Source organism: Paraglaciecola polaris LMG 21857 (assembly GCF_000315055.1).
In the GTDB taxonomy this organism is placed as follows: Bacteria; Pseudomonadota; Gammaproteobacteria; order Enterobacterales; family Alteromonadaceae; genus Paraglaciecola; species Paraglaciecola polaris.
Genome location: NZ_BAER01000033.1, coordinates 55,721 through 72,021, shown reverse-complemented (window position 1 = coordinate 72,021; position 16,301 = coordinate 55,721). Strand labels below are relative to the sequence as shown.

General features: G+C 44.4%; 15 protein-coding genes and 1 other RNA gene. 9 read left to right on the top strand and 7 right to left on the bottom strand.

The annotated features are described in order from the left end of the window. The first annotated feature begins 4 nt into the window (after positions 1-4). The 7 genes from GPLA_RS06315 (at position 5) to mutT (ending at position 8,798) form a co-directional block, all read left to right on the top strand. Entirely contained in the window at positions 5-766 is a 762-nt protein-coding gene (locus GPLA_RS06315; RefSeq protein ID WP_007104031.1) for a cell division protein FtsQ/DivIB, read from the top strand. Between the two features lie 21 nt (positions 767-787). After that, positions 788-2,017 (top strand): cell division protein FtsA, encoded by a 1,230-nt coding sequence (gene ftsA / locus GPLA_RS06310; RefSeq protein ID WP_007104030.1) that lies wholly within the window; start codon positions 788-790, stop codon positions 2,015-2,017. 84 nt (positions 2,018-2,101) lie between these two features. Then, on the top strand, positions 2,102-3,274 hold the full coding sequence (gene ftsZ, locus GPLA_RS06305) for a cell division protein FtsZ (protein ID WP_007104029.1): 1,173 nt from the start codon (positions 2,102-2,104) through the stop codon (positions 3,272-3,274). Between the two features lie 176 nt (positions 3,275-3,450). Continuing rightward, positions 3,451-4,365, top strand: coding sequence for a UDP-3-O-acyl-N-acetylglucosamine deacetylase (lpxC, locus tag GPLA_RS06300; RefSeq protein ID WP_007104028.1), 915 nt, complete (start codon positions 3,451-3,453; stop codon positions 4,363-4,365). Between the two features lie 137 nt (positions 4,366-4,502). Further along, positions 4,503-5,402: a M23 family metallopeptidase gene (locus GPLA_RS06295; RefSeq protein ID WP_007104027.1), complete on the top strand. Its 900-nt coding sequence runs from the start codon at positions 4,503-4,505 to the stop codon at positions 5,400-5,402. A gap of 173 nt (positions 5,403-5,575) precedes the next feature. After that, a complete protein-coding gene (gene secA, locus GPLA_RS06290; protein WP_007104025.1) occupies positions 5,576-8,308 on the top strand; it encodes a preprotein translocase subunit SecA in 2,733 nt (910 codons plus the stop codon). Between the two features lie 94 nt (positions 8,309-8,402). Further along, a complete protein-coding gene (mutT, locus tag GPLA_RS06285; protein WP_007104024.1) occupies positions 8,403-8,798 on the top strand; it encodes an 8-oxo-dGTP diphosphatase MutT in 396 nt (131 codons plus the stop codon). Positions 8,799-9,556: 758 nt separating this feature from the next. Here the strand turns inward: mutT and rpiA are convergent. From rpiA to ssrS, 7 genes are all read right to left on the bottom strand, one after another. Further along, positions 9,557-10,213 (bottom strand): ribose-5-phosphate isomerase RpiA, encoded by a 657-nt coding sequence (gene rpiA, locus GPLA_RS06280; protein ID WP_007104021.1) that lies wholly within the window; start codon positions 10,211-10,213, stop codon positions 9,557-9,559. Between the two features lie 85 nt (positions 10,214-10,298). Next, complete coding sequence (locus GPLA_RS06275; RefSeq protein ID WP_007104020.1) at positions 10,299-10,895, bottom strand: 5-formyltetrahydrofolate cyclo-ligase; 597 nt, start codon at positions 10,893-10,895, stop codon at positions 10,299-10,301. A 20-nt stretch (positions 10,896-10,915) separates the two neighbouring features. Then, the gene (locus tag GPLA_RS06270; RefSeq protein ID WP_007104019.1) at positions 10,916-11,275 is read right to left on the bottom strand and encodes a response regulator; all 360 of its coding nucleotides are present in this window, start codon (positions 11,273-11,275) and stop codon (positions 10,916-10,918) included. A gap of 239 nt (positions 11,276-11,514) precedes the next feature. Next, the gene (locus tag GPLA_RS06265; protein WP_007104018.1) at positions 11,515-12,450 is read right to left on the bottom strand and encodes a nucleoside hydrolase; all 936 of its coding nucleotides are present in this window, start codon (positions 12,448-12,450) and stop codon (positions 11,515-11,517) included. Positions 12,451-12,471: 21 nt separating this feature from the next. Continuing rightward, a complete protein-coding gene (locus GPLA_RS06260) occupies positions 12,472-13,368 on the bottom strand; it encodes a ribokinase (RefSeq protein ID WP_007104017.1) in 897 nt (298 codons plus the stop codon). A 94-nt stretch (positions 13,369-13,462) separates the two neighbouring features. Then, positions 13,463-13,882, bottom strand: coding sequence for a hypothetical protein (locus tag GPLA_RS06255; protein WP_226993065.1), 420 nt, complete (start codon positions 13,880-13,882; stop codon positions 13,463-13,465). A 96-nt stretch (positions 13,883-13,978) separates the two neighbouring features. After that, a non-coding RNA gene (ssrS, locus tag GPLA_RS23145) (6S RNA) lies at positions 13,979-14,160 on the bottom strand. Between the two features lie 212 nt (positions 14,161-14,372). On the opposite strand from ssrS, the gene GPLA_RS06250 reads away from it, so the two are divergent. After that, positions 14,373-14,942: a UPF0149 family protein gene (locus GPLA_RS06250; RefSeq protein ID WP_007104015.1), complete on the top strand. Its 570-nt coding sequence runs from the start codon at positions 14,373-14,375 to the stop codon at positions 14,940-14,942. A 12-nt stretch (positions 14,943-14,954) separates the two neighbouring features. Beyond that, positions 14,955-16,289, top strand: coding sequence for a Xaa-Pro aminopeptidase (gene pepP / locus GPLA_RS06245; RefSeq protein WP_007104014.1), 1,335 nt, complete (start codon positions 14,955-14,957; stop codon positions 16,287-16,289). The last annotated feature ends 12 nt before the right edge of the window (positions 16,290-16,301 follow it).

The following is a 16,301-nucleotide window of genomic DNA, read 5'->3' as shown; positions in this document are numbered from 1 at the left end:
ATTAATGAGCACGAAAGCAAGCACCTCAACTGAGCAACCTAATGTCCGATTTATCAGCGGAATGGTGTTTTTATTGTTGTTGTTAGCTGGGATTGTTTACGGTGCATGGGCAATTAAACAATGGGCCGAAGATGAGCAAAAATCACCTGTTCGTGATATCGCTTTATCAGGAGATTTGCGTTTTGTTGATCAAAAACAGATAGAAAGTTTGATCCGCCGTACCCAGCCCGGCAGTTTTTTTGAACTGGATGTGGAGCAGGCGCATCAAGATATTGAGCGTTTGCCGTGGGTTTATCGGGCATCAATTCGTAAGCGTTGGCCGAACAGCTTGAAAATTTATGTATTAGAGCAAACGCCGGCGGCCCGTTGGAACGACGATTTGATTTTAAATCAGTATGGTGATGCGTTTGAAGGTGCTGTAGGCAAAGGAAAAGCAGCCCCGGATTTACCTGATTTATTTGGTCCTGGAGGCAGTGAGCACACTGCGCTTGATGGGTACAATACAATGCAATCGTTGCTCGCTAGTGCAGGAATGGGCATTGACGAACTGTTTTTAAGCGAACGTTTTGCATGGCATGTAAAACTGCTAAATGGCATCAGCCTTAATTTGGGGCGAACTGAATATATTGACCGGTTACAGCGTTTTATCGATTTGTATCCGTTGCTTAAAAAGAATGATAAAGCCGTAGATTATGTTGATTTACGCTATGACACAGGTTTGGCAGTGGGATGGAAATCCCCTGAGCAACCTTCACAAGAGAGCTAATGAAAGTGAGAGCAGCACAATATGTCTAAAATTACAGATAGAAAGCTAATTGTAGGCTTAGACATTGGTACCAGCATGGTAAAAGCCGTAGTCGGCGAGTTACTCGACGATGGTGGGATCAGCGTTATTGGTGTCGGAAGTCACCCATCGAAAGGGATGGACAAAGGCGGTGTAAATGATCTGAATATGGTTGTTCAGTCAGTTCAGCGTGCAATGAGTGAAATGGAGTTGATGGCCGACTGCCGTGTATCCTCGGTGTTCATGTCAATTTCCGGGCGTCATGTTCAATGCCAGAACGAAAGTGGCATGGTACCTATCAATAACAAAGAAGTGACCCAAGAAGACGTTGATAACGTGATCCATGCTGCCCGCTCAGTACCTATTGCGGCTGAGCGTAGGTTACTGCACGTGCTACCTCAAGAATTTACCATTGATGTGCAAGAAGGTATAAAAAACCCCATAGGTATGTCTGGGGTGCGCATGGAAGCACAGGCACATATTATTACCTGTGCTGATGATATGGCTAAAAATTTGGTCAAGTGTGTGGAGCGTTGTGACTTAACCACCGACCAGTTGATCTTCTCATCCTTAGCATCTAGTTATGCGGTATTAACCGATGACGAAAAAGAGCTTGGTGTGTGCGTAGTCGATATAGGCGGCGGCACCATTGATATTGTTATCTACACAGATGGGGCAATTCGTCATACCGCAGTGGTACCGGCTGCTGGGAATCAAATTACTAGCGACATTGCCAAGATATTTCGTACGCCAATCAGTCACGCAGAAGATATTAAGATCAACTATGCCTGCGCCTTAAAAGACATGGTTAGCATGGAAGAAAACATCGAAGTGCACAGTGTGGGTGGCAGACCATCTAGAGCGATGTCTCGTCACACTTTGGCGGAAGTCATTGAACCAAGATATCAAGAGTTGTTCGAATTGGTACAAAAAGAAATACGCAACAGTGGTTTTGAAGAGCAAATTGCTGCGGGTATCGTGTTAACAGGTGGTACGGCCAAAATGGAAGGGGCGGTTGAGTTCGCCGAGGAAATTTTTCAGATGCCTGTGCGTGTTGGTGAACCTTTATTCATTAAAGGTTTGTCGGAATACGTTGAAGACCCGACCTTCGCAACGGCGATAGGGTTATTGCAATACGGAAAAGAACACGTTGCGGCTAAAACCGCAGCTAAAAGCAAAACGTCGGAAGGCGTTTGGGAACGAATTCAAAGTTGGTTTAAGGGTGAGTTTTAAACCTGCTGTTAAATTAACTTTAAAAAACTATAGGCCGCTAGCTATTTTGCTGGCATGTCTTAGCGCAAAAACCGGAGAGTAAATATGTTTGAATTAATGGATAGTCACAGTGAAGAAGCCGTCATTAAAGTTATTGGTGTCGGTGGTGGTGGCGGCAACGCTATCGAACACATGGTTGCACAGTGCATTGAGGGCGTTGAATTCATCGCGATCAACACTGATGCACAAGTATTGCGTAGCTCTGCTGCTAACGTAACGTTGCAAATTGGTTCAGGTGTAACCAAAGGCTTAGGTGCGGGGGCTAACCCGAATGTGGGTCGTCAGGCTGCAGAAGAAGACCGCGAAACCATTCGCCAGGCTCTTGAAGGCGCAGATATGGTGTTTATCACAGCGGGTATGGGTGGTGGCACAGGTACTGGTGCTGCTCCTGAAGTGGCTAAAATAGCCAAAGAGTTGGGTATTTTAACCGTCGCCGTTGTGACGAAACCCTTCCCTTTTGAAGGACGTAAGCGTACCGACTTTGCCGAGCAAGGTATTGAAGAATTATCAAAATATGTTGATTCACTCATTACCATTCCTAATGAAAAGTTATTGAAAGTAATGGGCAAAGGCACGCCCTTGCTTCAAGCTTTTAGTGCCGCTAACGACATCTTGAGTGGTGCAGTACAAGGTATTGCTGAGCTGATTACGCGCCCTGGGCTTATTAACGTGGATTTCGCCGATGTAAGAACCGTTATGTCAGAAATGGGTACCGCGATGATGGGACACGGCACTGCATCAGGTGAAGATCGTGCTGAGGAAGCATCAGAAGGTGCAATTGCATGTCCGTTATTAGAAGACATCGACTTGTCTGGCGCACGAGGTATTTTGGTCAATATTACTGCTGGTCCTGATTTCTCTATTGATGAGTTTGAAATTGTGGGTAATGCGGTTAAAGCGTTTGCGTCTGAAAATGCCACGGTCGTTGTGGGTACGGTAATCGATATGGATATGACTGACGAACTACGCGTGACCGTTGTTGCCACAGGTATTGGCGCCGAGCGTAAACCTGATATTTCTTTAGTATCGAATCGCAGTTCAGCTCGTGTAGCCAGTGAACAACAAGAAGTGCGTGTTCAAGCTAACGGTACCGACAATATGCAAACCAGTGTCACCACTGAAAGCAGCCGCTCTATCGCAAGTGAAGAGCGCTCTGACTCAGGCAATGATCTTGAATATTTAGATATTCCTGCGTTTTTACGCAAGCAAGCTGATTAAAAACCGGTCATTGAATTTATAGGTTTATGTATTGTCTTAGCACTTAATGTTGTGCAGCAAAATTTGCTGTTTGCGACGATTGAAAAGGTGAATATGACACTATTTTGACAATAGACGCATTAATTTATATAATACGTGCCGCTTTTTTATTAGGTTAACTAGAGCCAAGAAATAAAATGATTAAACAACGTACCATTAAACAATCTGTTCAAGAGACAGGGATTGGTCTGCACAAAGGTGACAAGGTCACTATGACTCTCCGGCCTGCGCCGGCGAATACAGGTATTGTATTTCGCCGCGTTGACCTTGAGCCTCATGCCGACATTCCTGCTCGCGCCGAAGCTGTTGGCGACACGATGTTGTGTACGTGTATAACCAACGCTGACGGTGTGTCTATTTCCACCGTTGAGCACTTGGCTTCAGCTTTAGCTGGCTTAGGGATCGACAATATTATTGTTGAGGTCGATAGTGACGAATTGCCGATCATGGACGGTAGCGCTAGCCCGTTCATCTTCTTATTGCAATCTGTTGGTATTGAAGAGCTAAACGCGCCTAAGCAATTTATTAAGATCAAAAAGTCGATCAAGGTATCAGACGGTGACAAATGGGCTGAGTTGAGACCACATGATGGTTTTAGAGTCGATTTTCGCATCGATTTCGATCACCCTGCGATCAGTCAAACTCGCCAGCACATGGTATTGGATTTTGATTCATCTTCTTATGTTGATGAAGTCAGTCGTGCGCGGACGTTTGGTTTCCTCAAAGATTTAGAGTATATGAATGCCAATAACTTAGCGTTAGGTGGCAGCATGGCTAACGCCGTTGCGTTAGACGAATATCGTGTGCTTAACCCTGAAGGGTTGCGTTACAGTGATGAATTCCTCAAGCACAAAATTTTGGATGCCATCGGTGACTTGTACTTAGGCGGTCACAGTATTATTGGTGAGTTAGTGGCATATAAGACCGGCCATGGCCTAAACAATAAGTTACTCAATGCCTTGTTACAGAATCAAGCGTGTTGGGAATTCGTTAGTTATGATAATAGTGAAGAGCTACCCATTAGATTTGCTTCACCTATTTTGGCGAACTGAATTGAATGATTAACAAAATGCCGCTTAACGCGGCATTTTTTGTTTAAACGAATTGATTTTGTTTATCCGCAGGCCTTTGTTAATATGCACCTCCTAAGAGATGCAAAGCATCCAATTTTTCGGGATATTGTTCAATAATGAGTTTGACACTACTGTACCGCAGTAAGAAATCACGTTTAGTATATCGGCCAACCAAGCGCCAGATATTAACGTGTTTTATTATTATCTGTGGGCTGTTTCTCATATCCAGTCGCTCAACAGATTCACCTAACGAAAACCTTGCTCGTTTAGCGTTGGCGCAATCAGGTTTACATCAGCAGCAAGCCCAGCTCGATAGTTTAAAAACCACGACGGAACAACAACTTACCACTGTGCTGCAAAAATTAGCCGAAGCGGAAAGCCGTTTGGTCAAAGTAAATGCTTTGGGGGCAAGGCTGGTAGAAAAAGCACAATTAAATCCTGATGAATTCAGTTTTTCTGTTAGCGGCGACCAGGCTGAAGTCGTCCCTGAGTCCACCGTGGATGTTGCGCAATATAATGTTGTGTCGCGTATCGAAATCATGCTCGACGAATTAGCGGATAAAGAGCAACAACTTGGTGCGCTTGAATCTATTCTAATGAGTCACCATATAACTGAAGAAAGTGCGTTAGCGGGTCGACCCATAGAGGCAGGTTGGTTATCATCCTACTATGGCATTCGAACGGACCCTTTTACCGGTAAACCGACTATGCACAAAGGGTTAGATTTTGCTGGTGCAGAAGGCGAACCCGTATTAGCCACAGGTGCTGGCATAGTGACTTGGGCAGCAACACGCTATGGTTATGGTGAACTAGTCGAAATTGACCACGGTAATGGTCTAGTCACACGTTACGGGCATAATAAAGGGCTTAATGTGAAAATCGGCGACGTAGTAACCAAAGGGCAAGCGATTGCATTAATGGGTAATACTGGCCGTTCCACTGGCGCTCATGTACATTACGAAGTCATCAGTAAGGGGCAGCCGCAAGATCCGTTGCCTTTTGTATATCGCGATTAGCTGTTTGATAACTAGCTAACGCTGGGGCAGTCTGTTTGATGTCGCCCAACGAGACGTTTTCGTTAATTATTGGCAATCGACTCATAGGAGCCGTTTGTTTTATTTTAGTCATGATTTTTACGCCATCATCGGCTGTAAGGTCATTCATTTATTAGATTGGAAGCTGTAAATCCATGTTTTCGAGTATTCTGACCAAGGTTTTTGGTAGCCGTAATGACCGAACTTTAAAAAAACTAAATAAAACTACTGAGCAAGTGAACCAGTTAGAAGCTGAGTATGAAGCGCTTAGTGATGAGCAGCTCAAAGCTAAAACGGGTGAGTTTCAAGGGCGATTGCAAGAGGGCGAAGACACTGATAATTTATTGCCTGAAGCCTTTGCAGTAGTACGCGAAGCAAGTAAACGTGTCTTTTCCATGCGCCACTTCGATGTGCAAATGCTCGGTGGGCAAGTGCTGCATACCGGCCAAATTGCAGAAATGCGTACCGGTGAAGGTAAAACACTTACATCGACCTTACCTGCTTATTTAAACGCCCTCAGTGGAAAAGGTGTACACGTTATTACCGTCAATGATTACTTGGCGAGTCGTGATGCTGAAGGTAGTCGTCCTTTGTTTGAGTTTTTAGGGTTAAGTGTTGGTTGTAACATTCCTGGCATGAACCACGCTCAGAAAAAAGAGGCTTATGCAGCGGATATTACCTACGGCACTAACAATGAGTTTGGCTTCGATTATTTGCGTGACAACATGGCATTTAGTCCAAGTGACCGTGTTCAACGTGAGCTTCACTACGCCATTATCGATGAGGTGGATTCAATCCTAATCGATGAAGCGAGAACACCGCTGATTATTTCTGGGCAAGCAGAAGACAGTTCTGAGCTATATCGCAAAATCAATACCATCATCCCTCAGCTAGAGCTACAAGATAAAGAGGATGAGGAAGGTAAAAATGGTGATGGTGATTACACCATTGACGAAAAGGGCAAGCAGGTTCATTTGACCGAAAAAGGTCAGATACATGTTGAAGAAATTCTTAAAGCCAGCGGTATTTTAAGTGAAGACGAATCTCTTTTCGCCGCGGCAAATATTTCATTACTGCACCACGTTAATGCCGCGCTACGCGCCCATAAGTTATTCAGTCGGGATGTAGATTACATCGTTAAAGGCGATGATGTAGTCATCGTTGATGAGCATACGGGGCGCACAATGGAAGGGCGCCGTTGGTCTGAAGGTTTACACCAAGCAGTCGAAGCTAAAGAAGAAGTGAATATTCAGAACGAGAACCAAACTCTCGCCTCAATCACCTTCCAAAATTATTTCCGTTTGTATGACAAACTAGCTGGTATGACAGGGACAGCCGATACCGAAGCATTTGAATTTCAAAGTATTTATGGCTTGGATACAGTTGTTATTCCTACTAACAAACCTATGATTCGTAAAGATAAAGCAGACTTGATTTACCTGACGGCGCAAGAAAAATATGAAGCGATCGTTGAAGATATCAAAGACTGTGTGAAACGTGGTCAGCCTACGCTTGTGGGTACCGTTTCAATTGAAAACTCTGAGTTGATTTCAGGGATCCTCAAAAAAGCGAAAATTCCGCATAAAGTCCTTAACGCTAAGTTTCATGAACAAGAAGCAGATATTGTTGCTCAAGCGGGTAAACCCGGCGCCGTTACGATTGCAACTAACATGGCTGGTCGTGGTACCGATATTGTACTTGGCGGAAATTGGCAAGTTGCGGTTGAAGATATCAATGATCCTAAACCTGGCACAGTTGAAAAAATAAAAGAGCAATGGCAAAAAGATCACGATGCCGTGCTTGAATCTGGTGGCTTACATATCATAGGCACAGAGCGTCATGAATCTCGCCGTATCGATAATCAATTACGTGGTCGTTCTGGCCGTCAAGGTGATGCTGGGTCTTCACGTTTCTACTTATCGTTAGATGATGCCTTAATGCGTATCTTTGCCTCCGAGAAAATGGGCAACATGATGAAGCGCCTAGGTATGGAACGTGGCGAAGCTATCGAGCACCCTTGGGTGACCCGTGCCATTGAAAACGCTCAACGCAAAGTTGAAGGCCGTAACTTCGATATGCGTAAGCAGTTGCTCGAGTTTGATGATGTGGCTAACGACCAACGTAAAGTCATTTATGAGCAACGTAATGAGTTACTCGACGAAGGTGACATTTATTCAACCATCGAAGTTATTCGTGTTGATGTGGTTAACAGCATTATTGATCAGTACATTCCACCACAGTCACTGAGTGAAATGTGGAGTGTGAGCGGCCTTGAGGAGCACTTTAAGAGTGAGTTTTTGTTAGATATTCCGTTACAAAAATGGATTGATGAAGACGATAAACTTTACGAAGAAAAAATCCGCGAACGCATTTTAGAAGAAGTGACCAATGGTTATAAAGCCAAAGAAGAGATAGTTGGCCCTGACGTGTTACGCCAGTTTGAAAAAGCCGTGATGCTGCAAAATCTGGACAGCCATTGGAAAGAGCATTTGGCAGCAATGGATCATTTGCGCCAAGGTATCCATTTACGTGGTTATGCGCAGAAAAATCCAAAACAAGAATATAAGCGTGAGTCGTTCGAACTGTTTACGGAGATGCTTGAAGCACTGAAGGTGGAAGTAGTCACGGTGCTCAGTAAAGTACAGGTTAAGGCGGAGTCTGATGTTGAGGCGGTTGAAGAAAAGCGCCGTCAAGCAGGTGAGCAACCTAAACAGTATGAGCATGAATCTGCCAGCGCTACGCAAGCTCCAGAACCAGCCCCCGAACAGGTTGCGCCGCCAGCACGGCCAAGTAACACTTTGCGTGATGGACCTAAGGTGGGTCGAAATGATCCCTGTCCATGTGGTTCAGGTCAAAAGTATAAACAGTGTCACGGTAAATTGAGCTAGGCTACTCTAGTTAGCACATAACAATGTGACATAACAACGGGCTGTTCCTAATCGAATTGGCCCGTTTTTTTTGCCTAATAACTGAGGAAATACAGTGAAAGTCGTTGATGTAGCAGTAGGTGTGATAAAACGTGAACAGCTGATTTATATCAGTAAACGGGCAGACCAGTTGCACCAGGGTGGAAAATGGGAATTCCCCGGAGGCAAGCATGAGACCGGTGAATCTGTTGAGCAAGCACTGTCCAGAGAGCTACAAGAAGAAATTGGTATACGAGTCACTGCGCAGCATACCTATATGCTTATAGAGCATGATTATGGCGATAAACACGTGCGTTTACATATTCAGTTGGTGACAGATTTTTCCGGTGAGCCACAGCACCAAGAAGGGCAAACGAGTCGTTGGGTTGATATCGCTCAGTTAAACGAGTACGAATTCCCTGCGGCAAATGTAGCGATAGTTGAAAAACTACAAGCCGATTTTTCGTTTTAAAGCACTCAGTAGGTAAAATTAAAAATTGTTATTTACTTATTTATAGCGATGTATTTAGTCTTTGTGCCTAATCGCCAAATTTAAGATGTTTTAAACGGCTTATTTTATCCATATGTTGATATTCCCGCTTACAGCGATAAAAGAACATCACGAAGTCGCTGAAGGCGCATTGCAGCGTCAGAAAACTACGCACCAATAACACAATCAGAATTGCTTAGCATTATCAAGACACTGGTCATTTCCACGCAGCGTTGTGCCCCGTTAATTTGCAGTCGGAGCTCCAGGGCCAATACATTTTGTCCAACTAGATGCCCTTGATAGCGAAACGGCCTTGTAGTTCACTCTCGTGATTTAACCCGATATGGCGATCAGCATGGCCTAATTGCATAAATTGTTGCTGGTACCGGGTGAGTAGGGGGATTGCGTTGGCATAATAGGATGAGGAATGAGCTTCCATCTGTTGATTAAGCGCAGTAGGGATTTATTTTTGTTGTTCAGGCCGAACAACTTTTGAGTGTAATGGATTTGACGGCCCACAAGTAACAACATTCCCATCACACAGACGTTGGTAATGACCAGCAAGGGGGTTAATGAATCCAAATGCATTAACACAAAAGCATCACTGGGTAGGAGAGCAGTTAATCAGTCTGACATTGCTTTATGACGATTTTGTGTCCAAATGAATATGCAGTATAAAACCCAGTAAAACCGCCTGAATAGGCGGTTTTACTGGGTTTTTTGGGGCATTATGACGTTATTTATTCGTTCACTTCAACGCCATTTTCACTGCCTGTTAATACAACATCAGCGCCACGCATAGCAAACAAGCCATTGGTGACAACCCCAACAATATTATTCAACTGACGCTCCAACTCTACTGGATTGAGTATTGTTAGATTATGTACATCTAAGATCACATTGCCATTGTCGGTGACCACGCCTTGTCGATATACCGGATCGCCGCCCAACTTGACAATTTCCCTTGCCACATAAGAGCGTGCCATAGGGATGACTTCAACGGGCAACGGAAATGCACCGAGTACCCCGACGTTTTTCGTGTCATCTATGATGCACACGAACTTTTGGGCTACCGCGGCTACAATTTTTTCGCGGGTCAGCGCAGCGCCACCACCTTTTATCATATGGCGGTGCTCTGTGATCTCATCTGCGCCATCAACATACACAGATAACTGATCCACAGAGTTCAAATCAAATATCTCTATACCTAACGCCTTTAAACGCTCAGTTGACGCGTCTGAGCTGGACACTGCGCCGACTATGTCATTTTTTAATGGTGCAAGTGCTTCTATAAAGTAATTAACGGTAGAACCCGTGCCTACACCGATTATTGAACCTTTTTCAACATATCGTATGGCAGCCTGAGCAACGGCTTTCTTTTTATCGTCTTGATTCATTGTATTCTTCTATGAGTCTGTAATGGTTAAAGTATACCCAAGGCGTTAACAAAATATACGCTGTAAATATAATTTATCTCCGGCTCTATGAAGCACGGTAGATTTTTGATGGGGTAATAATCTGTTGCATGGGAATATCCCAGCGATCACTTTTTAAACCGGTTTCCACCTTCTGGCAATCATGGGCAACACCGCAAATATGTGTTTCCAGTGCGTTTTTTAGTACAGGTGCTAACGTGCGGTCGTAAAATCCGCCCCCCATACCCAAACGCCGACTCTGCTCATCAAATGCCACTAACGGCGCAAAAATCAAATTAACTTCCTCCAGTGGTATTATGTCAGGTAAGTTAATAACAGGTTCAGGAATGCCAAAGCGATTAGCTTGCAGCGTGCTGTTAGGATGGTAGCGCACGAATAGCAGGTAACCCTTTGCAAATGGGTGAAGCACTGGTAAGCATACGTCTTTGCCTCGATGCCATGCATCTTCAATTAATGGAGTCAGTGATAATTCACCGTCCTGGGCTAGGTAACAAGCGATTGTTTTTGCTTGTTGATATATGCCAAGGCTCTTGCATTGCTTAAGTAGTTGTACGCTGGCAAGTTGCTGTTGTGCGTTGCTAAGTGCATTGCGTTGTTGGCGAAAATATTTGCGTAGTGTCGATCTTGATTCAGTTGGAAGCATATTGATTAACTACTTAGCCCTTAATTTAACGCACAAAAATATCGATTGAACACATTGATGATTTTATGATTATCCACCGGTTTAGTCAGATAATCATCTAGTGTGTGGCCTTCGCTGGGCGGATTAAGAAACAATTCCAGTTCAAAGGTATCCACAAAGAAGCCAATAATCGGTAAATTGGGCGCGTATTGTTTAATGTATTGACTGGTTTCAAGTCCATCTATACCGGGTAAATGGATGCCCATGAAAATAATGTCATTTTGTGTCTGCGCGCTGCACTGCAACGCTTCTTCTCCAGTCGCTGCAATAGCAATATCAAGGGACAAGGATTCAAACATGGTGAGTCTGACTTCCCGATTAATTACATTATCTTCGATCACGGGTATCTTCGCCTTTCATCTACTAGGCTGAAGAGCGCTATGGGTGTTTGTTAAATTTCCGGGGCTAGGGCAGTCAGATCGTCGAAGACTTTTTCACTTCCTGTATTCAGGATGTGGTATTTGGATAAAGCAAGTAAGCGTGCTGTTTCATCTGGAGTCCCAGGAGCTATTAGCATTCAATAAATGTTACCGACACCGTGGCTTCAAAAGAAACAGGGTGTCGGTATATCTACATAGATTTAGTAGGTATCGAGGTATAACTGGGTAAGTCTTTCTTTGTCAACTTTAACCGCTACATCAATCTGTTGCGCTTCAAGCCAGTGAGGACTCGCCGTGGTGTTTTTTGGCGCTATGGTTGTTTGACCAATGTTCAACGGATCTGTTGATACACGCGCATGGCCACGGGTAATTTCAAATAAAGTTGGGTCAACAAGGTGCGCAATCGGCATGGCATCGTGGAAAAAGCACACGCGGTCTTCACGATTTTGTGAATAAAAATCCATGTAAAACTGCGCCGCATCGTGGACGAAACCGCCTAATTTAGCGTTATTGGCACGCAAGGTTTCCAAAAACACAGGTTGGAAAGGCAATGAGTTCGTTACGTCTAAACCAAACATGGTCAAGTTCCAATCGGCAGCAAACACGATTTCAGCTGCAAACGCATCGTTCCAGATATTGGCTTCCGCCACGGGAGTGACATTGCCAGGTACAAATGCCGCGCCGCCCATGATAGACACACCTTTTAATAACTTAGGCAATTCAGGTTCAAGGCGCAGGGCAAGGGCAAGGTTACCCAGAGGACCAATAGCTACTACTGTAATCTCGCCAGGGTGCTGGCGTGCCATATCAATAATAAATTGAGCTGAGCTACGAGGATCAAGTTCACGCTTTGAGGGTTCAGGGTAGATATTACCAAAACCATCATCACCGTGTACGAAGTGAGCATACTTAGACTGAGGGCCTACCCAAGGCATGCCTACACCTTTGCATACCGGTATATCTTTACCTGCTATTTCGCACAGGGTCAGCGCGTTTTGCGCCGCCATTTCAACGGGAACGTTGCCATAAACGGTGGTAAGACCGAGTACCTCAATGTCTGGAGATTGAAATGCGAAAAAAATCGCCATGGCATCGTCGATACCCGGATCGGTATCAAGAATTATTTTATGACTCATAAGATCCTCGTGAAATGTAGGTTAACTGTGATGTTTAGCAAGAAAACGGTTTACTTGCTCTTCATCTGGAATAGATTGGGCGGCCCCCACTTGGGTGACAGCAAGCGCTGATGCCGCACAGGCACGAGTAAGTGCTGATTTTGCATCTGTATGTTGACTATATGCCGACAAAAAGAAACCGATAAAGGTATCCCCTGCGGCAGTCGTATCGACTGCGTCAACGACAAAGGCGTCAACTTCAATTCTGCGATCTTTTTTCAGCATACACACCCCAGCTTTACCTAAGGTGATAATTATTTCGCTATGTGACCAGTGAGTACGGAAGTACTGTTCCATGCTATCAATATCGCTGTGGCCAGAAATTTCTTGGGCTTCAACTTCATTGACAATCAATAAGTCGATACAGTCTACCGGTAATTGTTTAACCGATTCGGTCATAGGAGCTGGGTTGAATGCTACTTTTAAGCCTTTTTCTTTAGCTTGTTTTAGCACTTCATCAATGGCGCTGGTTTCATTTTGGGTTAACACCCAGTCATTGGACTTAACGTCGTCAAGCGCAGCCATCACATCCTTTGCGGTGATTTCATGGTTGGCACCACCGAACAATACAATGGCATTTTCGCCGGAAGGAGTGACTTGAATAATAGCATGGCCAGATGGGCTTTCGGTACAGGCGACAAATTTACAATTGATGTTGTGCTTGATCATGATTTGTTTGAAGTTGGCATCAGACTCATTGATGCGACCAACGTGCCGTACATCTGCGCCAGCCTTAGCAAGCGCGATTGATTGGTTCGCTCCTTTGCCACCAAGTAAACATTGATAATGCGTTGAGGCTAACGTTTCACCAGGATGTACGAAGTGCTCAACCTGATAAACATGGTCCACATTAATAGAACCAAAGTTAATAACGGCCATAGAGAATAATTCCGAAAGTTAATATCATTTTGGCGTTATTCTAACCGAGTATTTGCTTATATGTCGCAAATAAGTATTAAAAAAACCGTCTTTTTTACTTTAGAAAGGAGAAAATTCGTTTCAGGAAGGGTTTTGTTGAAACAAATGGTTCTTGGCTGACCATGAATAGCCTAATTGATACTGTTGCCCCATGTCCCCAAGGCCACCAAGCAAGCATGACTTCGGGTCTGTCTTCTTGTTGAGCGTAATAAAGTTTCTGTTTTTTGCTTAAACGGGCATATTTACCGGCCAAGTGTTTCATCAGCTCTGGGGCTTGCTTAATGTTATTGATGTGCCATTCAATCGGAAAATTCTGAAGTATAATGTCGTTAACTAGAGGGGCTTTATCTACCGAAAACTCAGCTAATAGTGAACGGTTAAAATCATCGTATTTCCATTTTACCACGCCATTAAGAGCATCTACGATAACGGCGCCGCGTTGGCGTATTATTGTTTCTTGATTCATATTAGCCATTTGTAAACGTGATTGAAGTGCATCTTTTTCATCCGTGAAGTCATCATGCAGCAAGGCGACAAAATAATATATCTTATCGAGTTCGTAAAATGAAAGGTGTCTCCCGAAATGCCGCTGTTCGGTGTACGCCCGTGAACCGAAAGTTCAGGGCGGAAGTATCATCATTGCCGTAGGCGTCTCGATACGAGCCGAGCTTGCACAATAGCGATGGAATCAACTTCCTAGGTAAAAAGCATCGGCCAGGGACATTACTGAACTGGCAAACATTCCAGGAAACATAGTACATGGTCATTGTTGAACATGTTTTGTACGAAAACCGTTTGCTTTTACATCTAAGGTAATTAAAACCGCGAATTCGGCGCCATTATAGTATGTTCTTGGGTTAACTTTCCAATCTCATTTCACTTATCGGTGAATTACTCATGAGCTGGGCATGACCTGATCTGACCATAGTGTTAGAATTGACTCATTAACAATATGGGGCAATGCTTTGAATACACAACAACAGAACTACGAACTGATATCCGCAGCGCTTCAGCGCGAAAATATCTTAGCCAGTGCAGCAGAAATTCAAGGTGTCTTTTGCGGGATGCTAGGTGGTGGTATGCCACTTGAATCACAGGACTGGATTGAAGCAATCGCAGACTTTGTGAATCAAGGTGAGCCATTAGTCAAAGAGATTGAGCTGCAATTAACCGAATTATACAACGAAACCTGTCAACAATTAGTCGAAACTGATTTTGCGTTGGTTTTATGTTTGCCGGATGATGCCGCGCCAATTAATGAACGGGGTCAAGCGTTGTTGGAATGGGTTCAAGGTTTTATGCTTGGTTTTGGTTTGCATCAGGACGACCTGACCCAATGCTCAGCAGATGTCAAAGAGGCTCTTGAAGATTTTGCTGAAATTGCCCGTATGGATGAAGAGATGGCTGAAGGCGAAGAATTCGAACAGGCGTTATTCGAGGTGGTCGAGTACGTGAGAGTCAGTGCTATGTTGTGTTTCAACGAGTTGGGTAAATCGCCTGAAGAGCAGCAAAGTCAACCTAAGACAGTCCATTAAGTCACTATTCCCATGATAGAATTTGAAAACAGTGCTTTTATCGAGCGGCGTCAACAGCTGCTTAGCAATATGCACAGCAACAGCATATGTGTTGTGCCAAGCGCGTCACTACACACACGCAGCCGCGACACTGAATTTGCCTTCCGTCAAGACAGTTATTTTCATTATCTGTGTGGTTTTCCTGAACCCGATGCCTGGTTAATTTTGTCGAATGCGCCAGCCTATCCGCAAGGATTATGCGTGCTGTTTTGCCAAGGGAAAGATCCCAATATTGAAATGTGGCAGGGCAGACGCATCGGTCCGCGTGAGGCAAAACGTGCATATGGTGTTGACCTTGCCTTTGACAGCGATGAATTTGAAGACCGAGTGCTTGAGCTAGTCGATGGACACGATCAGCTTTATTTTGCATCAGGTGATCACCCTGAAACGGAAGCATTACTACTGGATTGCTTAGCCCAGTTGCGCGGGGCTCCGAAGCAGAGCCAAACTGCACCTAGTAGTATCCTTGACAGTCGAATATTACTGGACGAAATGCGATTGTTTAAATCGGCCTTTGAAATAGACATAATGCGCCAGGCTGCAAAAATAAGTGCCCAAGCGCACATTAAAGCCATGCAGTTTGCCCAGCACGGACGATTCGAATATCAATTAGAAGCTGTATTGCATCACGAATTTGCTATGCAAGGTGCCAAACACCCAGCCTATAGCACCATTGTCGGTAGCGGCGACAATGCCTGTATTTTGCATTACACCGAAAATAGCGCCGAACTAAAAGCTGGCCAGCTGGTACTGATTGATGCTGGGTGTGAACTACAAGGCTACGCGGCAGATATTACTCGTACCTTTCCGGTATCCGGTCAATTTTCATTGGAGCAAGCTCAATTGTATCAACTGGTTTTAGACGCCCAGTTGGCTGCATTTGCTTGTATTAAACCAGGCAACACAGTCGGTCAGGCGACGCAAGTGGCCATCGAGGTGATAACCCGAGGTTTGCTTACGTTAGGCTTGTTGCAAGGCACTTTGGCTGAAAATGTTGAGCAGCAACACTACAAAGCCTTTTTTATGCATGGCTTGAGTCATTGGTTAGGACTTGATGTGCACGATGTGGGAAATTATAAAATTGACGGCAATGACCGACCCTTCGAACCGGGGATGGTGTTAACCGTAGAGCCAGGTATTTATATTGCTGCAGACGCCCCTGTTGCGTCGCGTTGGCGAGGTATCGGTATTCGAATAGAGGATAACCTGTTAGTGACAGCACAGGGGCATGAAGTGTTAACGCAAGATGTTCCTAAAGACATGGCACATATCGAAGCGCTTATGGCAAAAGGCCAACCCGAAAAATAAATTCAACAATGA